20 protein-coding genes and 1 CRISPR repeat array are annotated in these 21,709 nt (G+C 44.4%); of the genes, 12 read left to right on the forward strand and 8 right to left on the reverse strand.

All coding sequences use genetic code 11. From position 1 onward, the window contains the following. Positions 1-138: 138 nt before the first annotated feature. From aroK to ACFO4O_RS12320, 3 genes are read left to right on the forward strand one after another with little or no spacing between them, the layout of a single operon-like run. Positions 139-654 (forward strand): shikimate kinase AroK, encoded by a 516-nt coding sequence (gene aroK, locus ACFO4O_RS12310; RefSeq protein WP_382408951.1) that lies wholly within the window; start codon positions 139-141, stop codon positions 652-654. Positions 655-682: 28 nt separating this feature from the next. Continuing rightward, complete coding sequence (gene aroB / locus ACFO4O_RS12315; protein WP_382408953.1) at positions 683-1,762, forward strand: 3-dehydroquinate synthase; 1,080 nt, start codon at positions 683-685, stop codon at positions 1,760-1,762. A gap of 27 nt (positions 1,763-1,789) precedes the next feature. Continuing rightward, positions 1,790-3,325 (forward strand): SPOR domain-containing protein, encoded by a 1,536-nt coding sequence (locus tag ACFO4O_RS12320; RefSeq protein WP_382408955.1) that lies wholly within the window; start codon positions 1,790-1,792, stop codon positions 3,323-3,325. Between the two features lie 16 nt (positions 3,326-3,341). Here the strand turns inward: ACFO4O_RS12320 and ACFO4O_RS12325 are convergent, their stop codons facing one another. Continuing rightward, entirely contained in the window at positions 3,342-3,923 is a 582-nt protein-coding gene (locus ACFO4O_RS12325) for a DNA N-6-adenine-methyltransferase (RefSeq protein ID WP_382408957.1), read from the reverse strand. A gap of 293 nt (positions 3,924-4,216) precedes the next feature. On the opposite strand from ACFO4O_RS12325, the gene ACFO4O_RS12330 reads away from it, so the two are divergent. Further along, on the forward strand, positions 4,217-6,619 hold the full coding sequence (locus tag ACFO4O_RS12330; protein ID WP_382408959.1) for a putative bifunctional diguanylate cyclase/phosphodiesterase: 2,403 nt from the start codon (positions 4,217-4,219) through the stop codon (positions 6,617-6,619). Between the two features lie 148 nt (positions 6,620-6,767). Here the strand turns inward: ACFO4O_RS12330 and ACFO4O_RS12335 are convergent, their stop codons facing one another. The 3 genes from ACFO4O_RS12335 to ACFO4O_RS12345 all read right to left on the reverse strand — a co-directional run bounded on the left by ACFO4O_RS12335 (position 6,768) and on the right by ACFO4O_RS12345 (position 8,072). Beyond that, positions 6,768-6,977 (reverse strand): DUF2970 domain-containing protein, encoded by a 210-nt coding sequence (locus ACFO4O_RS12335; protein WP_382408961.1) that lies wholly within the window; start codon positions 6,975-6,977, stop codon positions 6,768-6,770. A gap of 12 nt (positions 6,978-6,989) precedes the next feature. Beyond that, on the reverse strand, positions 6,990-7,295 hold the full coding sequence (locus tag ACFO4O_RS12340; RefSeq protein ID WP_382408963.1) for a hypothetical protein: 306 nt from the start codon (positions 7,293-7,295) through the stop codon (positions 6,990-6,992). Between the two features lie 144 nt (positions 7,296-7,439). Next, on the reverse strand, positions 7,440-8,072 hold the full coding sequence (locus ACFO4O_RS12345; protein ID WP_382408964.1) for a TorF family putative porin: 633 nt from the start codon (positions 8,070-8,072) through the stop codon (positions 7,440-7,442). Positions 8,073-8,395: 323 nt separating this feature from the next. Between ACFO4O_RS12345 and rpe the strand changes: the two genes are divergently transcribed. From rpe to ACFO4O_RS12385, 8 genes are all read left to right on the forward strand, one after another. Then, a complete protein-coding gene (rpe, locus tag ACFO4O_RS12350) occupies positions 8,396-9,058 on the forward strand; it encodes a ribulose-phosphate 3-epimerase (RefSeq protein ID WP_382408966.1) in 663 nt (220 codons plus the stop codon). A gap of 9 nt (positions 9,059-9,067) precedes the next feature. Continuing rightward, the gene (gene trpS, locus ACFO4O_RS12355; RefSeq protein ID WP_382408968.1) at positions 9,068-10,078 is read left to right on the forward strand and encodes a tryptophan--tRNA ligase; all 1,011 of its coding nucleotides are present in this window, start codon (positions 9,068-9,070) and stop codon (positions 10,076-10,078) included. Between the two features lie 5 nt (positions 10,079-10,083). Next, complete coding sequence (locus tag ACFO4O_RS12360) at positions 10,084-10,662, forward strand: anthranilate synthase component II (protein WP_382408970.1); 579 nt, start codon at positions 10,084-10,086, stop codon at positions 10,660-10,662. Positions 10,663-10,665: 3 nt separating this feature from the next. Further along, positions 10,666-11,868: an HDOD domain-containing protein gene (locus ACFO4O_RS12365; protein ID WP_382408972.1), complete on the forward strand. Its 1,203-nt coding sequence runs from the start codon at positions 10,666-10,668 to the stop codon at positions 11,866-11,868. 406 nt (positions 11,869-12,274) lie between these two features. Beyond that, positions 12,275-13,483 carry an aspartate aminotransferase family protein gene (locus tag ACFO4O_RS12370; RefSeq protein WP_382408974.1) on the forward strand — a complete coding sequence of 403 codons (1,209 nt, stop codon included), beginning with the start codon at positions 12,275-12,277 and terminating at the stop codon, positions 13,481-13,483. Positions 13,484-13,498: 15 nt separating this feature from the next. Further along, positions 13,499-14,533, forward strand: coding sequence for an arginine N-succinyltransferase (astA, locus tag ACFO4O_RS12375; protein WP_382408976.1), 1,035 nt, complete (start codon positions 13,499-13,501; stop codon positions 14,531-14,533). A gap of 23 nt (positions 14,534-14,556) precedes the next feature. Further along, positions 14,557-16,050: a succinylglutamate-semialdehyde dehydrogenase gene (astD, locus tag ACFO4O_RS12380; RefSeq protein ID WP_382408978.1), complete on the forward strand. Its 1,494-nt coding sequence runs from the start codon at positions 14,557-14,559 to the stop codon at positions 16,048-16,050. Between the two features lie 9 nt (positions 16,051-16,059). Continuing rightward, complete coding sequence (locus ACFO4O_RS12385) at positions 16,060-16,866, forward strand: DUF1338 domain-containing protein (RefSeq protein ID WP_382408980.1); 807 nt, start codon at positions 16,060-16,062, stop codon at positions 16,864-16,866. Between the two features lie 86 nt (positions 16,867-16,952). Here the strand turns inward: ACFO4O_RS12385 and ACFO4O_RS12390 are convergent, their stop codons facing one another. From ACFO4O_RS12390 to ACFO4O_RS12405, 4 genes are all read right to left on the reverse strand, one after another. Further along, positions 16,953-17,210, reverse strand: a complete 258-nt coding sequence (locus ACFO4O_RS12390) for a hypothetical protein (RefSeq protein ID WP_382408981.1) — start codon at positions 17,208-17,210, stop codon at positions 16,953-16,955. Positions 17,211-17,285: 75 nt separating this feature from the next. Continuing rightward, entirely contained in the window at positions 17,286-17,471 is a 186-nt protein-coding gene (locus ACFO4O_RS12395) for a BrnT family toxin (protein WP_382408983.1), read from the reverse strand. A 113-nt stretch (positions 17,472-17,584) separates the two neighbouring features. After that, positions 17,585-20,132: direct repeats of the CRISPR family, unit length 28 nt; unit sequence TTTCTAAATCACCTGTGCGGTGATTAAC. A gap of 132 nt (positions 20,133-20,264) precedes the next feature. Next, entirely contained in the window at positions 20,265-21,149 is an 885-nt protein-coding gene (gene cas1f, locus ACFO4O_RS12400; protein WP_382408985.1) for a type I-F CRISPR-associated endonuclease Cas1f, read from the reverse strand. Then, positions 21,139-21,708, reverse strand: coding sequence for a hypothetical protein (locus ACFO4O_RS12405; RefSeq protein ID WP_382408987.1), 570 nt, complete (start codon positions 21,706-21,708; stop codon positions 21,139-21,141). The genes cas1f and ACFO4O_RS12405 overlap by 11 nt, the downstream gene beginning before the upstream one ends. Position 21,709 lies beyond the last annotated feature (1 nt).

A 21,709-nucleotide genomic window follows, 5' to 3' on the forward strand; every position in this document is an offset into this window, starting at 1 on the left:
TGAGATAATCCGGCATCTCGATTTTCCCCGAGGACAAAACTCGTTCATAACAAGGCCACTTGTTATGGTCATAGTTGGCTACAAATAGCGTAATACAGGCCAACATTAACCACTTTATAAGATGTGAATTAGCAAAATATGGCTGAAAAACGTAACGTATTCTTAGTCGGACCGATGGGTGCTGGTAAAAGCACGATTGGCCGTCATCTTGCAGATGAACTTCACCTTGATTTTTTTGACTCAGACCAAGAGATTGAGCGCCGAACTGGAGCCGACATTGCTTGGATTTTTGACCTAGAAGGTGAAGAAGGATTTAGAAAGCGCGAAGAAACGGTCATTCATGACCTTACCGATAAGCAAGGTATTGTGCTTGCTACTGGCGGTGGCTCAATTGTATCGAAAGCCGTTCGCAATCGACTGTCTGCCCGCGGTATCGTTGTATATTTGCAAACAACTATCGACAAGCAGGTTGCCCGCACGCAACGAGATAAGCGCCGTCCATTACTACAAAACGACGATCCTGAAACCGTATTGCGCAACTTAGCCGAAGAACGTAATCCTCTTTATGAAGAAGTGGCCGATTATGTTGTAGAAACCGACGAGCAAAGTGCACGCGCGGTAGCTAATCAAATTATTAATAAAATAGGGCTGTAAAGCTTAAGGGATTAAAAGGACGCGACCGATGCCTACACTACATGTTGATTTAGGCGAGCGCAGTTATCCGATATACATTCAAGCCGGCATTCTTTCAGATGCCGGCTTTTTGTTTTCTGAAATTCGCGCAAAACATATTATTATTATCAGCAACACCGTAGTTTCTCCACTTTATTTAGACACGCTTGCTGGACGTGTTCAGGCTTTAGGAAAACGTGTCGACCGGATTGTTATAGCCGATGGTGAACAAGAAAAGACCTTAGCCAATTTCGAATACATTATGTCTAAATTACTCGCTATGCCTGCCTCTCGCGACGCCTGCATCGTTGCACTTGGCGGTGGCGTAATTGGTGATTTAGCCGGCTTTGTTAGCGCATGCTATCAGCGCGGTATCGATTTTGTGCAAGTTCCGACTACTCTGCTGTCTCAGGTCGACTCATCAGTAGGCGGTAAAACGGCGGTCAATCACCCCTTGGGTAAGAATATGATTGGCGCGTTTTATCAACCAAAAGCGGTCTATATTGATACCGCGACCCTATCGACTCTTGCGCCTCGGGAGTTTGCTGCCGGCATGGCAGAGGTCATTAAATATGGCATTATTTACGACCTAGCCTTTTTTACTTGGCTCGAAAACAATATAGACAGCATTAAACGCAAAGACAGCGACACCCTAAACACCATGATCGCTCGATGCTGCGAGATAAAGGCAACAATTGTTGCCCAAGATGAGCGTGAACAAAATATCCGCGCATTGTTAAACCTAGGGCACACCTTTGGTCATGCTATTGAAGCAGAGCAAGGCTTTGGTAATTGGCTACATGGCGAGGCAGTAGCCGCTGGCATGGTAATTGCTGCAAGACTATCGGCCATGCGTGGCGACGTAGATTTGACTGAGGTGACACGTATAAGCCAATTAATTGCGGCCTTTGATTTACCCATTGCAGGTCCAGGCAATATGAACGCTGCGGCTTATATCAGCCATATGCAGCGCGACAAAAAAGCAGTAAACAACGCGATGCGATTTGTTCTGCCCATTGGCATTGGCAAGGCAAAGGTGGTTGGGGATGTAAGTAGCGAAGCACTTACTGAACTTTTAGATGTCTCATAATTAGGTTAGTTATATCAGGAAGGTCAGGTGTCACAACTGCATGAACGCTTAGAGCACTTGGTGAATTATTCATCGCAGCTAATTTTTGTTAGCAGTGACTCTTTGGCTAATCAACAGCGAACGCTTACTGATTTTTTAGCGAAGCAGCACGAAAGCACTGAGGTGTCATTTTTTACTGCCTCCGCCGACCAAGAGCCCTCAGACTATCGGCGTATCATTTGCCGTCAGTTAGCCGACCATACTGTTGGCAGTTTTGTCAGGCCCCTGTCTGAATTACTCAGTGATTTAAGCCCTGATAAAGGCCATTTTTTAGTCTGCATTTCGCAGGCGCAACATATCGATATGAACTTTCTCAATGAGCTGTGGGAATGGGTCACCAACTCACGTGTGCAAAACGAAAATATTCATATCAATATCATTCTGTTTGCTGAACAAACGTGGACTGAAAACGCGCAAACATGGCTCCCCACCCATCATACCAATAAACCCGTGCTGCTATCATCTCAGTCGGTCGACGCAGTTGGCTTTGATGTAAATGCACTAGAAAATTTAATGGCACAAAAACGCGCTTTTTTTGCCAACGATGACGCGCACTCTTTGGTTCGTAAAAACTGGTTTATTGGTGCCGTTATGCTTGTATTTTTACTTATCTTCGCCACTCTCATTAGCTTGCAATACCCAGAGCATGTAAAAGCATTTATTGCAGGCGAAACATTGCCTGCGGCACCCGACAAGAGCCAAACAGCGCCTACATCAAGCGAAAATAATGAGCTTGAGAATAGCAACACAGCCGATAATGCCTCACTTGAAAACGCAGATGATACGGTATCAGCGGATACCGAAAGCGCCGTCTTTGACAGCACCGACGAGGTCAATGCCTCAGGGTATGAGTCGCAACTGGAGCTCGTTGAGGATAAACAAGGGATTGCTGATGCAATGCTGGTAAGTAACTGGCCTGGTGAAGACGCGCAAGAATTACCACTTACGCCTCGAGTACCGGCATCAACAGCGCCTCAAGAGCAATCAACTACAGCTAATTCAGCACAAAGCGATGCACAAGACTTTGCTGTCCCTGATATTGTGAGCGTTGACCAACTCAATACGATTTTGAGCGAGCAGCTCAACGCGCCGCAGGCAGAAGGGCAACAGCAAGGCGAAGGCGATAATCTTAGCTCACCCAGCCAAACCTCAGGTGCGCAGGTAAACAACGCTCCTGCTTCCAATGCCGCGCCTGCTAACGAGACCGCTGCGCAAACCCCTTATCCATTTGATGAAGCAGCTTTATTAGCGCTTCCATCAAACCAAGTCGTGTTACAACTTTCTGGCATTCAAAACCGCAGCGTTTTAGACAGCTATATAGGCGATAATCAGCTTACGCAAAACACATGGATATATCAAACACAGCGCTATGGCGGGCCATGGTTTGTCGTATTGTACAGAGCGTCGTTTGATAGCATTGAACAAGCCACCGAGGTAGTGGCTAGTTTGCCGGAGAGTGTGCGAAATTCAGGCCCTTTTGCAAAGCGGGTATCGCAAGTACAACAAGAAATACGTCAACCCTAGTGCCCGCTCAGTGCGCTCAGGTTCGCTTAAGTACGGCACCAATGCGTCCGAAGGTTTTATTGAATTTTTGCGTCTTTTTCCCGAAATACAAAAACACCTGGCCTCGCGTATTGCCCGATACATGTTTACCATCTCGATTTTCAAAGGCGATACGTTTGTTAACAAGGCATATCGCTGTGGACTCAAGCAACAGTTGCTGAAACCACTTAGTTTCAGTGGCGTTGTTTACCAGCACTATAGCTTCACTGATTTTCCCGTTTTTCCAGTGCTCCACGAATATATCAATCGACGCATTAATAAGCTGCCGGCTATACGGCGGGTTCATAAAAACCCTACCTGAATCTTCAAACCAAACCTGCTTAAACGCGTCACTTTTTTCATCAAAAAAGCGCTTTGCTTGAATAAGCTCATTGGCTTGTTTACTTGAAAAGGGGTCGAGGTCAATGTCGCCCAAAGTTTGCTTGACCAAATCTATGTACTTGCGAGGCGTAAACCATGAATCTGAGTCTCTGCCGAGGTCTTCATTACTGCCCGGCACAGCTCCAATGTATCCTAATTTTCGGCTATCGGCTTTGTTAAGCGAAGGCTTAAGATCCATGCTGCTCTCTTGTAGACGTTATGCAGCAAAGTCTGCATTAACCTAAATTTACATGCTAATTAGTGTAGTACATTCTATGATACAGGTTTTCAGGCGTATATACCCTGTTGATTTTTAGTTTGTAAATTTATACCTGCTTAAGTTGTTGTGTCTAAGTGCCGATAGTTTAAACAGATATGCGCTTTATGTACGTGGTTTTGTATGTAAGTTGCGATACACTTGATAATATTAGGTACGTAGACGTCTCGTTTACAGCCAAAGCAGCATATTAAGGAAGCTTAAACACAAGATTTATGAATATTTTGCACGGACTTTTATCAAAGATGTTGCTGTTGGTAGTTATCGTGGCTGTTATGTCACTCGCTGCCTCATATACTTTTGTGTCTATTCAGCAAAATAAAAATCTTGAAAGCAATTTAGATGAGCTAAAGCGGGCGCATTTAGAGACAAGCTACCTATTGTTCAACAATCAAATGAACGAACAAATATTGTCTGGCGAAGAAGTTATCCTGTTAAGCGCCCTAACCGATAAATCCCCCGAGCAGGTTAATGCTTTTTTCAAAGACATTTGGCCGCGTATTCAACTGAGCTTTTCGCTGTCTTCTATGTCGTTTTCAAATGGCAAACAACGTTTTTCGTTTGGTCAATTTCCAGAAAGCGAAATGAGCAATATGCAGATGATGGCCCGCAACAACCTGCGAGCACAGTCTGGCATTTTGTGTCATTTTATGTGTGAGTTGGCCGCTTCTGTGCCGGTGAAATTTCAGGGCGAAACGTGGTCTTTATCTTTGCTGTCGAGTCTCGACCCAACCATCATTTTACTTAATCAGGTAGTAGGAAGCGATATCGGAATCCTATCGCCTTTTGATAAGCCATCGCGCGATAATAATACCCTTACCCGCTATATATCTGAGGTAATGACCGGTGTTGAGAAAAACAGCAAAATTCGCGAGGCGGTGCTCAGTGAAGATGAAATAAAACGTTTGGAGAGTGACGGCTTGCTCATCCGTGCAGAAGAAATGGAATACTACGTTTGGTTTCAAAAATTTAGCGGCGTTGGCCAAGATATGACATTGATGTTTATGCGTGATATCTCTGGGAATCTCCTTGCTCAGCAAAGAGCACAAACCGAACAGGTTATCGTAATTTTTGTGACCCTTACCTTTGGCATTCTGCTGTTTTTGATTTTATTCTCCATCATTCCCATCTCAAAAATAAATCAATTAAAGCGCGCTATAAAACTCATTGGCGCGAAAGAGTATAATATTGCTCGCTATCGCCTCGGCAAGCGAGGACGCGCGCTTCTGCCCGATGAATTAGATGATTTGGAAGATGAATTTCGCCACGCAATTGACGTACTCGAATCTTACGAGCAAGAGCTGAGCAATTCACAAAAACGCCTAGTTCGACAAGCCACTATAGACTCCATCACCGGTTTGTTTACACGTAACGTGCTCATTGAAGACCTTGCTAATATGAATCGCGAGGAGCACATCACCAATGTTGCGATTTTCTTTTTAGACTTAGACGGCTTTAAACCGGTGAATGATAACCTAGGGCATGAGGCCGGCGATATCATGCTTAAGAAGATTGGCTATCGGCTCAAGGGCGTGGTCAATAAGTTTATTCGGGTTTATCGCATCGGTGGCGACGAGTTTGTTATTTGTTATTCAAACTACAGCTCTGAAAAAGCTTTAGAGAGCATGGCCGATGCTGTGGTTGAGTTATTTTCTGCACCTTTTCACATCTACGACACTAGCATCGCAATCAGTGCAAGTATCGGTATTGCATTTCAAGAGGCCAGAGCCATTGAGCCCGACCGGCTTCTGCGTTATGCAGACATTGCGATGTATCAGGCCAAAGAAGATGGCAAAAACTGCTACACCTTCTTTAATGAGCAAATGCGTAAAAGTGTTCAGCGACGCTTTACCATTAAAAATGATTTTGTAACTGCCTTGGCCGACGACCAACTATCGGTTGTTTTTCAGCCAGTAGTCAGTGCAAACACGCGTGAAGTGATAAAGCTTGAAGCCCTGTGCCGCTGGCATCACCCTGATCTTGGGCATATCCCGCCGCCAATCTTTATTGATGTGATTGAAGAAAGTGAGAACATGAACACTCTGTTTGAGTGGATAGTGGGTAATGTCTTAAACGAGCTCGAGTACTTAGACAGCGTTGGACTCGATAATGTAATCATTTCAGTCAACCTAAGCCCATCGCAATTGGTTAACGACACTGCCTTATCTATTTTAAGCTCTATGTGCAAAGAGCGCGGCATCGAAGCAAGCCGCATTGAACTAGAGCTTACCGAAACATCTTTAATTACAAGCTTTGAACAGGCAAAAACATGGATTGAACAGGCCACTGGCAATGGATTTAAAATTGCAATTGATGACTTTGGTGCTGGCTACTCATCTTTGTCTTATTTAACCGCCTTTCCTTACGATACCGTGAAGCTCGACCGCTCATTGCTCAATAATATCGACATCGACAAACGCCAGCAGCGGATCGTCGGCTCTCTCACACAGATGCTTCATGGCTTGTCGGTACCCATTGTTGCAGAGGGTGCAGAAACAGAAGAGCACTTTGAACAGTTAAGGATCCTTGGCTGTGACTATATTCAAGGATATTTGATTTCGCGTCCCATCGGGCATGATGACTTGGTTGTGTTTCTTAATAATCAAACGACAAAATAGCCGAGCAAGTTTGTTTGATTGCCTTATCCACTTTTGTAGAGACCACTCTTGTAGAGACCACTTTTGTAGAGACCACTCTTTCAAAGACTGCCCTTTTAAGATTCTTAGTATTAAATGCTTAGTTTCAAATTCTCAGATACAGCGAGACTTAGGTAACTAAAAGGGCAATCCCGAGAATAGACAATACCAACAACACCACCATCACCACACCCACAACAATAAAGGGCACTATGCTAGTGGATTGGGTAAAATCGTGTTCATAATTCTGATGCGTTTGTACGCCTAAAAAACTCGCTAAGACGCTTTTGATAATCTGCCATAAAGATGGAGAACCAAACAGAGGGTTTGGGCGCCTCATTCAGATGCGCTCCTAGGGGTTGCGATTGAGTAACTCTAATAAATCTACGAAATGAAACTGCGCTGATTCAGGTGGCTTAAACAGCCATGATACCCAAGAGATGGTTTGGTTGTTGCGATTACACATAACATCTACATCGGCATTACCGCGCTTGAGCGCATGGGTCGACAACGCTTCTGTGGACGCAAAAGAACTGGTGGTGTTATGACATGGCGCGTTAGCCGATGCCAACATTAAATACACAGAAACTACCACCGCCACGCTTGAAACCGCTAAGGTCCCAACCATTCGCTTTAAATAGCTTTTTGATTTATGCATATCACTTTCTCCGTGTAGTCGTTTTAGTGTAATCCAAAACATTAAAAAACGCCAACTCGAAGGTTGACGTTTTGACAGTGTTTATAACTGAAGGTTTATAACTGACGCGCTTCGTTTTAAAACGAGGCTGTAAGTCGTGTCAGATTAAAGGCTGAATGCACGCGAGATTGAAAAGTAAACTGACTCGTCGTTATCTAAGTCACTGTCACTTTTTATGAAAGCAACACCTACATCAAAGCCTTCAAAGGTAGTGCTGTAGCCAAGCTCCGCATAATTACCTTCGTAGTCGCCGCCAAACATACCCACGGTCGCTGAAAACCCTTCATGAGAAGCGGTTACACCGGTAAAGGTATATGAATCATCTGGGTCGCCTTCTCCGTCACGTTCACCTAAGGTGTATTCAACGCTCAAAAAGCCATAACCCGCCGACAAGTTAATTTCGTTATATTCAGTGTCGAAATCGCCTGTGTACTGATAAGTGGTTAGGCCTGCGCCTAAAGAAAGACCGTTATCAAACTCAAAACCATATCCGCCATAGAGGTCAATTTCTAGGCCGTCTTCAACGTCTGCTGCCCAAACGCCAGCGTAAAAACCGCCTGCTGACAAGTCAACGCCGCCATTAGCGGTCGCTGTAGAGTTTTGCACGATGCCGCGAAAGTGATATTCACTTAGCAAGCCAACGTTAGCTGACCATTCAGCCTCCGCCATTGCTTGAGTGCTGACAAGGGTAGATGCCAATAAAGACGCCGCGATGGCTGTTTTTTTCATGTTTAACATGTGAATTCTCCGAATTAAAAGTGTGTTGTGACCCGTTAACGTCGTTTTATTGTTATTATCATGTCGCTAGTTGGTGTGAATTTAGCAAAAGTAGTGCCTACAATATTATTTAAAGCACATTTTTGGCATAAAACATTGTTTATATTAAAATTAATTAAACAGTAACAATGTTAGATATCGACCTGACTAAGCAAAACATGAAGCTTTAAAGTGCTCACATGCACTTTTTTGTTACACAATCCCCAAATAGGGGCAATGTTTACCCTTTGCCTTGTGCCATTAGTTCGCTACACTTTTGTAGAATGTTTATCACCGGAGAACGCATGTTTAAGCCTCTAATTGCCCCTTCTATTTTATCAGCTGATTTTGCTCGCCTTGGGCAAGACGTAGACGATGTGCTAGCCGCCGGAGCAGACCTTATCCATTTTGACGTAATGGACAATCATTACGTTCCCAATCTAAGCTTTGGCCCGATGATCTGCAGTGCATTGCGCAAATATGGGATTAGCGCAGATATTGATGTCCACCTTATGGTTACCCCGGTGGATGACCTTATTGAGCGCTTTGCTGAAGCAGGCGCTTCTATGATTAGCTTTCATCCAGAAGCCGCTATGCACCTCGACCGCAGTATTGAATTAGTCAAAAGCCATGGTTGCAAAGTTGGCTTAGCGCTTAACCCTGGAACCGGACTGCACGAGCTTGACCATGTATTGCATAAGCTTGATCACGTCCTCATTATGTCGGTAAATCCCGGTTTTGGCGGACAGGCGTTTATTGAGCATAGTATTGAAAAAATTAAGACGCTAAAATCGCGCATCGACGAAGCGGGGCTTTCTGTTCGCATCGAGGTAGACGGAGGCATTAATGCAAGTAATATCGCGCAGGTTCGTAAGGCCGGGGCCGATATGTTTGTAGCCGGCTCTGCCATTTTCAACACCGAAAATTACGCACACACCATCGGTAAACTAAAACAACTTATTAGTTAGGAAACACTTGTGACAACACCAGCAAGACCAGTAGTTCTCAGCGGATGCCAGCCCTCTGGACAATTGACTATGGGCAATTATATGGGCGCGCTACGCCAATGGGTAAACATGCAAAGTACGCATGATTGCCTGTATATGATTGTTGATTTGCACGCCATTACTGTGCGTCAAGAACCTAAAATACTGCAACAAGCCTGCTTAGACGGACTTGCGCTTTACCTAGCCTGCGGCATCGACCCACAAAAGAGCACTATTTTCATGCAGTCGCATGTGCCAGAGCATGCTCAGCTTGGCTGGGTGTTAAATTGCTTTACCCAAATGGGTGAGCTCAACCGGATGACGCAGTTCAAAGACAAATCACAAAAAAATGTGAACAACATCAATGTTGGGCTCTATGCCTATCCAGTCCTACAAGCTGCTGATATTTTGCTCTATCAGGCCAATGAGGTGCCTATTGGTGAGGACCAAAAACAGCATTTGGAGCTTACGCGCGACATCGCGACACGCTTTAACAATATTTATGGTGAGGTATTCACCATGCCCGAACCTTTTATTCCAGAGTCGGGCGCGCGCGTAATGAGCCTTCAAGACCCTGTAAAGAAGATGTCTAAGTCTGACGACAATCCGAACAACGTCATAGGATTACTCGAAGACCCTAAAAAACTGACCAAAAAAGTTAAACGAGCGGTTACCGACTCTGACGAACAGGCGCGCATCTATTTTGATGTAAAAGAAAAGCCTGGGGTTTCTAATCTGCTGTCGTTGCTATCTTGTGCAACGGGCCGCAGCGTTGAGGCCTTAGTACCCGAGTACGAAGATAAAATGTACGGGCATCTAAAATCCGACGTCGCCGCTGCCGTTGTTAGCATGCTTGAACCTATTCAAAGTGAATATCATCGAATCCGCGCCGACCAGACCTACCTTACGCATGTTATGCAGCAAGGCAGTGCTAAAGCTCAAGCCATTGCGTCCGATACATTAAATAAGGTGTACCAAACTCTTGGGTTTGTGCAAAGGTAAACGCATTGGTTCTGATAATCGATAACTACGATTCTTTCACCTTTAACCTAGCGCGTTACTTTGAAGAACTTGAGCAAACGGTCACTGTTATTAAAAATGATGCTAAAACCTTACCAGAGCTTCAGCACATTGAATTTGAACATCTTGTTGTATCGCCAGGACCGTGTACACCCAACGAATCAGGGGTATCGCTAGCGGCCATCAAAGCCTTTAGCGGTAACAAACCGATTTTAGGGGTATGTTTAGGCCATCAAGCCATCGCGCAATGCGCAGGTGCAAATGTGGTGAGGGCAAAGCATATCAGGCATGGCAAAACTTCAAATATTCAGTGTGACAGCGCGTCGGTTTTGTTTCGCAACTGTAAGCCTGAATTTAAAGCAACGCGCTATCATTCGTTGCTTGTTGAGCGGGCGACTTTACCTAAACAGTTTACTGTGAGTGCTTGGTGTCACGATTTTTCTGAGAGCGAAATCATGGCAATTGAAGATAAACAGCAGCGATTATACGGTGTGCAGTTTCACCCAGAGTCTCTGCTTACCGAATGTGGTCATCAAGTACTTCAGAATTTTTTAACACTTGGATAGTGAATGAAAAAGAGCGTTTCGCAATTGGCCGGTGTATATAACAGCCGTTTTGAACAAATGCTGCTGTCGTTAGATGACGCTATTATTTTGGCTGGGCAAAAAACTGAAGCCATGAAGATGATGGAGGACTCAGAGCAGGCTGAGTCGCGTCGTAAGCTGCTTATGGTAGAAGAACTCGCCAATAAACAGCGCGAAATTGCAGCCACCGCAGAAAACAATTTCATGCACGAGATTGAAGCGGACTTTCACCGCACGCTAGTACCTGACTTAGAAAAACGCTTTAACGACATCGAAGACCTTTTTTACAACGTCTTAGACTTTGACCTTGCCATAGGCAAACTGCTTGATATTTTATATACCGAGTCTTGCTCTATCTCTCGCTTAGTGTCTTGCATAGAGCAAGTGCCATGGCTAGAGAAGAATTTGATCAAATTTGTACGCCAGCCTAAGTACCGTAGAGTGGATTCTCAGGGGCATCCGATTATTCTAAAAACCCTGCACAGCGCACTTAGCTTTATTGGGGTAGAGAGTTTACGCTCACTTATTCCAGTGCTCATTGCCAAAAACTGCATGCCCATACACTCAGACTTTACGCCTGACTTACAAAAACATTTGTGGCTGTACACCATTGGCACTGGCAATATTGCCAAAGCACTGGCCGAAAAACGCGGCATTCGCCCACACTTTGGGTTTAACCTTGGTCTGTTGTCGACTATAGGTCGGTCAATTATTGCTAACGTATATCTGCGGTCATTCGATGACAAATTACGCGAGCGTATTATAGACGCGCGTAAACGCAACAACCCAAACCAAGCTAAAGCACTAGCTTCATTAAAGCCTTCTCACAAATACATACTGTCGCTGTGGAGCAAACATGCGGCGGATATTAATGCCGGTATTTTCAACTTTTTAAAATGCAAATGGCTGCTCATTGGTATGGGCTTTGAGGACTACACATCGATTCAATCAATAAGCTATAAGTTTTTGGAAGAACACAACCTACACCCACTCACCAAACTCTTGTTCAACGCCCAAGGCTATATGCAGTTTAAGATGATGCAAACCCATAAGCTCATGAGTAAAGAAGCGTCGATGCTTTATTTGCGAAACTTTGGCATTAAATCAGATGATGTTGCTGTTGTGACAAAAATCAATCTGACGGGGATTGAGCTTAAAATCACCGAATCTCTGCCAGAAGAGAGCTAAAACTTAAGAATAAATGCGCTAATTTCTCTGTTTTAAACGATTTTTTGTATTATTTTTCACATAATTTTTTGCATGATTATGCGTTTATATGCACTCTTAATTTGTTAATGGCCTCTTCATACAATCGTGACACAGACTCTCTGTAATAGAGCAAAGTCGGCCTGAATGCTCAACTGACCCAATATTTTATTCACAGGGCATTTTTATCAATTTGCGCAAAACATTGCTAAATATAATTATTCATTTACCCTGCACAATTTATGCATAGCGCAGTAAAAACAAGCGCTTCACGCATTTTATAGTAGCGACTAGCGCGTTTATTTCTGGCATACTTAGCGACCAAATTGTAAGCGATGTGGCGATATCACTTGCCCATCGAACAAGACATATTAGCAGAGGTGTTTACATGCAAGTTACCCGAGAAACGTTTAATCAAGTAATGGTGCCTAACTATAACCCAGCGGCCATGGTGCCGGTGCGCGGAGAAGGCTCTCGCGTGTGGGACCAAGAAGGTGTTGAATACATTGATTTTGCCGGCGGTATTGCAGTAAACGTGCTCGGGCACTGCCACCCTGCCCTTGTTAAAACACTAGCGGAACAAGGCAATAAACTATGGCACTTAAGCAATGTGTTTACTAATGAACCAGCCCTGCGCCTTGCTAAAAAGCTAACCAACGCGACCTTTGCCGATAAAGTTTATTTTGCAAACTCAGGCGCAGAGGCAAACGAGGCAGCGCTGAAACTTGCTCGTCGCTTTGCGCTTGACCACTACGGCGAAGATAAAGACCAAATTATTGCCTTTACTAAAGGCTTTCACGGGCGAACCTTTTTTACCGTGACCGTTGGTGGTCAACCGGCCTACTCAGACGGTTTTGGACCAAAACCTGGTGCGATTGTGCACTGCGAATATAACAATATTGAAGCGGTAAAAGCGCTGTTTTCTGAACGAACCTGCGCGGTAATGATGGAGCCTATGCAGGGTGAAGGCGGCATCATTGTACCCGACCCGGAGTTTGTAAAAGGTGTAAGAGCCCTGTGTGATGAACACAACGCGCTGCTGATTTTCGATGAAGTGCAGTCTGGCATGGGCCGAACCGGCAAGCTGTTTGAATATATGAACCTAGACGTAAAGCCCGACATTCTGACCTCAGCGAAGTCGCTTGGCGGCGGGTTTCCGGTGGGCGCGATGCTTACTACTGATAAAATTTCGCAAAGCTTAAAACCCGGTACTCATGGCAGTACCTATGGCGGTAATCCGCTAGCCTGCGCCATTGCAGAGGCGGTGTTTGACGTAGTGAACCAACCGGAAATCTTAGATGCGGTTAATCACAAAGAAGCCCTGTTCAGAGCCAAGCTTGAAGAGATAAACAACAAGTACCACGTGTTTGCAGAAATTCGCGGTAAAGGCATGCTCTTAGGCTGTGCCCTTAACGACAAGTACAAGGGGAGAGCGAAAGACTTCATGACCGCAGCTAACGAGCAAGGACTCATGTGCTTAGTCGCGGGCATGGACGTAGTGCGATTTGCCCCCTCATTGATTATTCCTGACGAAGATATTGCCGAAGGACTCGCACGCTTTGAGCGCGGCATAGCTCACGTTATTGCTAACGATTAATTAGGCGGACAACCTATGTTGATTATTCGCCCAATTGAAGAGCGCGACTACCCTGCGCTCTACGAGATTGCACAAGAGTCGGGTATTGGCTTCACCTCTTTACCTGTGAACGAAGCGCTACTGCGTAAAAAAATCAGTGCCGCACAACTAGCGTTCGCCACCACTCCTACTCAACCAGGCCCGCAAAGCTACTTGTTTGTGATGGAAGATACCAGCACTGGCGAAGTTGTGGGCACCTCGGGCATTGAAGCCACCGTTGGCCTAAATGACGCATTTTATCACTATCATGTAAGCAAAGTCGTGCACGCATCAAGAGAGCTTGGCGTTCATAATACCGTAGACATATTGACCTTTTGTAACGACTACACCGGTGTAAGTGAAATATGCACCTTGTTTTTGCGAGAAAAGGCGCGCAAAGGCTTGGCGGGTCGGTTGCTTTCTAAGTTTCGATTTCTATTTATGGCTCAACATCCGCATCGTTTTTCAGAGACGGTATTTGCAGAGATGCGCGGTATTTCTGATGAAAACGGCAAGAGCCCTTTTTGGGAATGGCTCGAGAAGCACTTTTTCTCGGTAGACTTTCCTACCGCTGACTATTTAACCGGCATCGGCAACAAAGTATTTATTGCTGAATTAATGCCCAAGTACCCTATTTATGTGAACTTGCTCTCCAAAGAAGCGCAGGCCTGCATTGGTAAGGTTCACGAAAAAACAAAACCTGCGCTTCGCCTGCTGCAGCAAGAAGGTTTTAAGAATCGTGGCTATGTTGACATTTTTGATGCCGGCCCAACCATTGAAGCCGACGTAAGAAACATCACCACTGTGCGCAGAAGTAAAGCCGTGAAAGTAAGTGTATCTCAAGACTTTTCTGAGCAAGATTGCGAGATGCATTTTATCATTAACGACAAGATTAGCGACTTCAGAGCCTGTATTGCTCCAGTTAAGATACTAGAGGGCGGTGAGGCCCTTATTAGTCAAGACACCGCAGATGCTCTGCTTATTGACACAAACAGCACCGTGCGACTAGCACCGTGCGCGCCGCCAGCCTAACACCTATTATCGGGAGCCTACACATGCTACAGACTACCCAAGATCAGACCCATTTTATTGACGGACAATGGCACAAAGGCGAAGGAATGCTGTTTCATTCTATCGACCCTGCTAAGAATAAGAGCGTTTGGCAAGGCAATGGGGCAAGCGCAGCACAAGTTGAGCTTGCGCTTGAAGCTGCACGCAAGGCATTTATAGACTGGTCGTTGAGTAGCTTCGATTCTCGCTTAGCGATAGTGAAAAATTTTGCTGCGCTGCTTGAGGAAAACAAGGTCGAATTGTCTCACGCTATTGCCAAAGAAACGGGCAAGCCTCAATGGGAAACCGCCACCGAAGTGGCAGCAATGATTGGTAAAGCGGGTATTTCTGAACGTGCTTATCTTGAGCGCACCGGCACCGTTGAAAATCCGATGCCCGCAGGTAAGGCTGTATTGCGTCATCGACCGCATGGTGTTGTGGCGGTATTTGGGCCGTATAATTTTCCTGGGCACTTACCAAATGGGCATATAATTCCTGCCTTGCTTGCAGGCAACACCATTGTATTTAAGCCAAGTGATTTAACCCCACTAGTAGCAGAGATGATGGTAAAGCTATGGCATAAAGCGGGTTTGCCTGACGGCGTGTTAAACCTTGTGCAAGGCCAAGTAGACACTGGCAAGGCCTTAGCTAGCCACCCGCAAATTGACGGTCTCTTTTTTACCGGCAGCTCTAACACCGGCAAACTTCTGCATGAACAATTTGCGGGCAGCCCTGGCAAAATACTGGCCCTTGAAATGGGCGGCAATAACCCTCTTATTGTTACTGAGGTGGCCGACACTAAAGCAGCCATCCACGACGTTATTCAGTCGGCCTATGTTACATCGGGTCAGCGCTGCACCTGCGCACGAAAGTTGTTTGTTCCCAGCGGACCGGCAGGCGACAAGCTTATTGAAGACCTCATAAAAGCGATAAAACTCATTCGCGTTGGGCACTACGACGCCGATGAACAACCATTTATGGGAGCAATGATTTCAGCAAAGGCCGCCTCACTTATGGTCAGCGCACAGCGCCAGTTACTTGATTTAGGCGCGACATCGCTTGTTACTCTCGAGCAGCAAGACACCGACACCGGCTTTGTAACGCCTGGACTTATAGACGTTACGGCGATTACCGCTACCCTTCCCGACGAAGAGCATTTTGGCCCGCTTCTTAAGCTCATTCGCTACACCGACATTGACGATGCCATTGCACTTGCTAACGATACTAAATTTGGCTTATCGGCAGGCCTGCTGGCTGATGCGCAGTCAGATTATGATTACTTTTTGCCGCGTATTCGTGCGGGTATTGTTAACTGGAATCGCCCGATTACCGGCGCATCGAGCGCAGCGCCTTTTGGTGGAATTGGCGAGAGCGGAAACCACCGAGCCAGTGCTTACTATGCGGCAGATTACTGTGCCTACCCTGTGGCCTCAGTAGAGCTAGAGAAAGTGACCCTGCCCGGCACCTTGAGTCCTGGCTTGAGTTTAGATATTGAATAAGAGGCAATTATGCACACTAACGTAAACGCGCTGTTTAACGGCCTATGGCAAGATTACTTACAAATTACACCATCAGCAAAACGCATTCATGCCTTATTGGGCGACAAGAGCGGTAAAGCCGATATTGTGAACGACCATATTGCGCTGCGCACCTTTAATATCGAGAAGGTCAACCTAGACAAACTCGCAGCGCATTTCAAAGCTGTTGGCTACACCCAAGGCGGTGAATATGATTTTGCTGCCAAAAAGCTCAGCGCGCTGCATTTTCAGCACCCTGACCCAGAGCAGCCTAAGGTGTTTATCAGCGAGCTTAGAGTTGAAGAGTTTAGTGAGCAAACGCAGGCGATTATTCATAAACTGGTGGATCAGATAGAGCCAAGCGCCGTTGAAGCAGATGACTTTTTATATTCAGGCACGCATTGGCAGGTAAGTAGCGAAGAGTATCGCAAATTGCTCGAAGAATCGGAGTATGCCGCTTGGATGGCAGCGTGGGGTTATAGAGCAAATCACTTTACGGTAAGCGTAAACCACTTGCTAAACATTGATGAACTAAGTGAAGTAAATCAAATATTAAAAGACGCTGGCTTTGCTCTTAATACCTCTGGCGGCGAAATAAAGGGCGGCGAAGATGTCTGCCTTGCGCAGTCTTCAACAATGGCCGACAAAAGCGATGTTGCGTTTAGCGATACAACACTTAGCATACCCAGTTGCTTTTATGAATTTGCCCAGCGCTACCCAATGGCAGACGGTTCACTTTATCAAGGTTTTGTAGCAGCATCGGCTGATAAAATTTTCGAAAGCACTAACGCGAGTTAGTGCTAGAAGGTGTGTACAGATTTGAGCAATAGCGATTTTTAGGATTTCATTTGTAAAGAGTTAGCTAGCGCTCGCAGCCGAGGTGGCTAGGTCCGCTGACTGCTCTCGCTAGCCTCTTCCCGATGAGCAACATAATAATCCAATAGTTGTCGAATCAATTTCTGATATTGCATGTCGTTGTTAAGCGCCGCTTTTTTAAAATACTCAACACTTCTTTTACTTAGTGATATTGTGATTTTTGTATTTTCGTTTCGTTCTTTTAGTTCAGCTGGTGATGGCAAGAAATCTGTAATGAACTTAACATCACCAATATCTTCGTCACTGTAAATTATTTCTTTGGTCATAAAGTTTCTTTCCTTTTCGCCAATATCCTGCACCGTAGACACGTATTTTATTTTCGCGATATGTAAATCTTACCGTTAGAACGCCTGCTTTATTCTGATCCATGCCAAAGCAAAAATACCTTTGCTCAAACTCTGTACTATTTTTTCGTCCAAAGCAATAAGTAGAGATTCATCATAAAAAGCATCTTCAAAAGACACGCCATGTTTTAATAGATTTTCCTTATTTTTCGCTTCGTGCCATTCAAAGTCCGTTTTATTCATGGCTCTGGTATAGGCGAGATATTGCTAAATAGCCATATCAAGTTATTGGAAAGGCTAACGCTAGCCTATGCGTTGATTAACCCCAAACGACGCGAGATATGGCGGCGTTGACGTTTCTAAATCACCTGTGCGGTGATTAACAGATTAACTTCAAGTCTAAAATCTACGGTGAATTTCTAAATCACCTGTGCGGTGATTAACTTTTGACCTGCTTGTCGATGGTCGCGTATATCTTTCTTAATCACCTGTGCGGTGATTAACGCGAACCCCAAAGTATGACCGTTAATTCTTCTTTTCTAAATCACCTGTGCGGTGATTAACAATATCTACCCGACTCTGGACTAGGTGCGTATTTTCTAAATCACCTCTGCGGTGATTAACACTGGCAAGGCGAAAGCGCTGCCAACACCGACTTTCTAAATCACCTGTGCGGTGATTAACCCGCGTGGTGTAGCTGATAGTGATTTATACATTTTCTAAATCACCTGTGCGGTGATTAACGAGTATATTGCCGAGCAATGGCTATCTAATAATTTCTAAATCACCTGTGCGGTGATTAACAATACTCACTCACAATTGGCCTGACGTTAAACTTTCTAAATCACCTGTGCGGTGATTAACTCAACTCAAAGCGAAAACTACTGGCACTATTGTTTCTAAATCACCTGTGCGGTGATTAACAAAGCGGTTGCGCAAACTTACATAAATCGATTTTTCTAAATCACCTGTGCGGTGATTAACTGTACGGAGGAATTTTGATTCTTGATTCGGTATTTCTAAATCACCTGTGCGGTGATTAACCAGATATTCGAGCGTTTCCTTCTTAGCGGACTTTTCTAAATCACCTGTGCGGTGATTAACATTACTTCGACTAGTTTGATAAACGTTGTCTTTTTCTAAATCACCTGTGCGGTGATTAACCTTCGGTCATGCCCGTGACAGTTGAATTATCTTTTCTAAATCACCTGTGCGGTGATTAACTCTTGTTTTTGTCAGTCTTCAGGCTTTCGTCATTTCTAAATCACCTGTGCGGTGATTAACATCATTTCACCCTTTGCCACACCTATTTTAAATTTCTAAATCACCTGTGCGGTGATTAACTATATCGCCATGTTGGTGAGCATCACGGCGGCTTTCTAAATCACCTGTGCGGTGATTAACTGCCGATACGGTATTGAGCGCGTCAGCCATGCTTTCTAAATCACCTGTGCGGTGATTAACACACTTGGGTCTGATACAGGTCTTCGAGCTTTTTTCTAAATCACCTGTGCGGTGATTAACCAAATCCGATGCGTATGGTGTCCAAATCATAGTTTCTAAATCACCTGTGCGGTGATTAACGCTGACCTTTGTATTGCGTCCACACACAAGCGTTTCTAAATCACCTGTGCGGTGATTAACCTATTACCCGAACGGTAACGCACGCATCGTAATTTCTAAATCACCTGTGCGGTGATTAACCTATTACCCGAACGGTAACGCACGCATCGTAATTTCTAAATCACCTGTGCGGTGATTAACCATCAATCGTTGCGATGGGCTTGCTTATTGTTTTTCTAAATCACCTGTGCGGTGATTAACTTGAGCGTAACATCTGCCCCCGCTGCGACATTTTTCTAAATCACCTGTGCGGTGATTAACAGCATATCGCCCTAAACCCTAGGCTTACTATATTTCTAAATCACCTGTGCGGTGATTAACGAAATTCCAGACCGCGATGGTCTGGTAGCATCTTTCTAAATCACCTGTGCGGTGATTAACACAAGGCATCTCTAACTTAGCTCGGCAAGAGTTTTCTAAATCACCTGTGCGGTGATTAACTATAAATACTGTCTTTTCGAGTAAATAAGGCGTTTCTAAATCACCTGTGCGGTGATTAACTCGCTAACGGTTTCAATCTCCACGCTTGATAATTTCTAAATCACCTGTGCGGTGATTAACTGGCTACCAAAATCAACCGTCGCATCACCTTCTTTCTAAATCACCTGTGCGGTGATTAACACAAACCAGCAAACTCAAGAGTGTATACGTTGTTTCTAAATCACCTGTGCGGTGATTAACGTCGATGCTTTTCGCAAAGCCTGTCAAGCGGTTTTCTAAATCACCTGTGCGGTGATTAACGTTGTATGCGTTTTCGCTTTCTTTCGGCACAATTTCTAAATCACCTGTGCGGTGATTAACGTATACTGGCCGGTGACTTCTTTGAGATAAAATTTCTAAATCACCTGTGCGGTGATTAACACCCCGTAAAGAAAGTAGCAGCAACATCTACATTTCTAAATCACCTGTGCGGTGATTAACTAAAGAATCGACGCACTTTAGTGAGATAATTGTTTCTAAATCACCTGTGCGGTGATTAACACGGTATTACCGGCCGCAACATTCGCAATAGTTTTCTAAATCACCTGTGCGGTGATTAACCCTGCATTGTTCAAAGCGCACTTTAGACAGGTTTTCTAAATCACCTGTGCGGTGATTAACAGAAAACCCTGCTGTTTGCGTCTACTTTGAATTTTCTAAATCACCTGTGCGGTGATTAACCGATTTGCACGCCCGCGCCGTTTTCTAAATCCTTTCTAAATCACCTGTGCGGTGATTAACCTTTGTGTCTTGGGGGATAGCGGCAAAGTATTTTTCTAAATCACCTGTGCGGTGATTAACATTAAAAATAAATTCTAAATTGTTAAAGAGCAAGTGTTTTTCAAAAAAAGAAAACAAATAGAATGATTTTTTCTATTTATCTAAGTTGCTGATTTAATGAGGTATTTCGCAAGGGCTAGAAATATTGTAATTTTAACTTAAAACAATCGATTTAATTTCTGTAAACAAATAATCGAGGGCTCTTGTGTCTTTAATGTTTTTTACACAACTTTTACGCATATCACTTTGGAATAGGCCCTCGGAAGCCGACTTCATAGCGCTAGGCATAATAACTGCATCTTTTATAATGTCGGCCACATCAAATACTAGGGCTCCTCTGCGTGTAAAGCCATGGTTTACTGCCATTTGATAGGGGATACCGTAAGTCCACAAAACAACCGAAGCCAAACCGTATGCAAGGTAGTTTCCATTGTCTAAAAATGAGTTAAAGTCGTCACTCCTATCCTTTTTCCCAGGTTCTCGCTTAAATTTAATACCAAGATGCTTAGCATTTAACGCATAAAGCTTTTTTGCAAAATTGGCTTCTGCCGCCATAACACGCTTATTGTCTGTAGCAGCCTCAACACGATTTGCAAAGTCATTACAATAAAAGATTAACTCATCATTATCGTACCCAAACTTTTCCCATGCGGTTTTCACAAAGTTCGCGCGCGCATACTGAAATTGCTTTGACAATTCCAATCGAGATTGATCATCTTGCCACTTTGCTAAAAATGCATAAAAAAACTCATTTGGACGATACTCTGACTGACTGGCCATAAACAGGGGTGTTCCGTCACCCCCAGTAAATCCAACCATCACTCCTGCATCCCCAAGCATTCGCGCCGCTGCCTGAGAAATGCTCGTACCACTTCCTAGCAAAATACAACTCGTGTTCTGAACAGGAATGGAGTAAAACTGCGTTAAGTTTTGATTCCGCTGCATGCTATATGTCACGCGCTCATCACTTTGGCTGACTTTACAGTGTTCTAGAAAATAGAGTCCACTGCGTTTTGATGGCAAAACGTCAATGTCCATTCGGCGTATCTCTTTTTGCTAATCCATAGGAATTAGGGCTTGTCTGCTTTGGATTTCCTAATTTTCTTTCAGCGAAAATTGAAACATTTTGACCGTCTTTCTTAGCGATAAAATAGACAGTGCTCTTTGTAAGTCTAGTGCTCTCCTTTAAGCGGGCTTCATAGTGGGTCACGAAATCTCCGAGGCTGACTTTTCCATCAGATTTTTCCTCATCGATATGTTCAAACCTTTTGTTAAGATGAGCGAGTTTTTTTACTGCTTTTTTACGCGGTGAAAAATAATTTACTCTCAATAAAATTTGTTCGCAGTCGCTACACTCTGAAATTTCATCGCTATAGATGTTTCTAGCAATCATTTGTTGTATGTCTGCCTGAGCCAGAAAGTTAATTAGTTGTTCCTCGGGCGCGTAAAAAAACAGCTCATCCCTTGCCTCACTGATCCCGAGCTGCATCTTTGTTTGAGTTTTTCGCAAAAAACCATGCATACAACGAAACACTTTATTGTGAAAAAACATTCCGTCTTCATCAGGAAACTTTGACTTCAAGCTTAGCTTCTTCATC

The organism is Glaciecola siphonariae, assembly GCF_042652645.1.
In the GTDB taxonomy this organism is placed as follows: domain Bacteria; phylum Pseudomonadota; class Gammaproteobacteria; order Enterobacterales; family Alteromonadaceae; genus Glaciecola; species Glaciecola siphonariae.

Coding starts and splice junctions, on each gene's coding strand:
- astA (WP_382408976.1), top strand. CDS start 13,499: ATGTTGATTATTCGCCCAATTGAAGAGCGCGACTACCCTGCGCTCTAC.
- ACFO4O_RS12365 (WP_382408972.1), top strand. CDS start 10,666: ATGAAAAAGAGCGTTTCGCAATTGGCCGGTGTATATAACAGCCGTTTT.
- ACFO4O_RS12405 (WP_382408987.1), bottom strand. CDS start 21,708: ATGAAGAAGCTAAGCTTGAAGTCAAAGTTTCCTGATGAAGACGGAATG.
- rpe (WP_382408966.1), top strand. CDS start 8,396: ATGTTTAAGCCTCTAATTGCCCCTTCTATTTTATCAGCTGATTTTGCT.
- aroB (WP_382408953.1), top strand. CDS start 683: ATGCCTACACTACATGTTGATTTAGGCGAGCGCAGTTATCCGATATAC.
- ACFO4O_RS12390 (WP_382408981.1), bottom strand. CDS start 17,210: ATGACCAAAGAAATAATTTACAGTGACGAAGATATTGGTGATGTTAAG.
- ACFO4O_RS12340 (WP_382408963.1), bottom strand. CDS start 7,295: ATGCATAAATCAAAAAGCTATTTAAAGCGAATGGTTGGGACCTTAGCG.
- cas1f (WP_382408985.1), bottom strand. CDS start 21,149: ATGGACATTGACGTTTTGCCATCAAAACGCAGTGGACTCTATTTTCTA.
- astD (WP_382408978.1), top strand. CDS start 14,557: ATGCTACAGACTACCCAAGATCAGACCCATTTTATTGACGGACAATGG.
- ACFO4O_RS12325 (WP_382408957.1), bottom strand. CDS start 3,923: ATGGATCTTAAGCCTTCGCTTAACAAAGCCGATAGCCGAAAATTAGGA.
- ACFO4O_RS12345 (WP_382408964.1), bottom strand. CDS start 8,072: ATGTTAAACATGAAAAAAACAGCCATCGCGGCGTCTTTATTGGCATCT.
- aroK (WP_382408951.1), top strand. CDS start 139: ATGGCTGAAAAACGTAACGTATTCTTAGTCGGACCGATGGGTGCTGGT.
- ACFO4O_RS12330 (WP_382408959.1), top strand. CDS start 4,217: ATGAATATTTTGCACGGACTTTTATCAAAGATGTTGCTGTTGGTAGTT.
- ACFO4O_RS12395 (WP_382408983.1), bottom strand. CDS start 17,471: ATGAATAAAACGGACTTTGAATGGCACGAAGCGAAAAATAAGGAAAAT.
- ACFO4O_RS12370 (WP_382408974.1), top strand. CDS start 12,275: ATGCAAGTTACCCGAGAAACGTTTAATCAAGTAATGGTGCCTAACTAT.
- ACFO4O_RS12335 (WP_382408961.1), bottom strand. CDS start 6,977: ATGAGGCGCCCAAACCCTCTGTTTGGTTCTCCATCTTTATGGCAGATT.
- ACFO4O_RS12385 (WP_382408980.1), top strand. CDS start 16,060: ATGCACACTAACGTAAACGCGCTGTTTAACGGCCTATGGCAAGATTAC.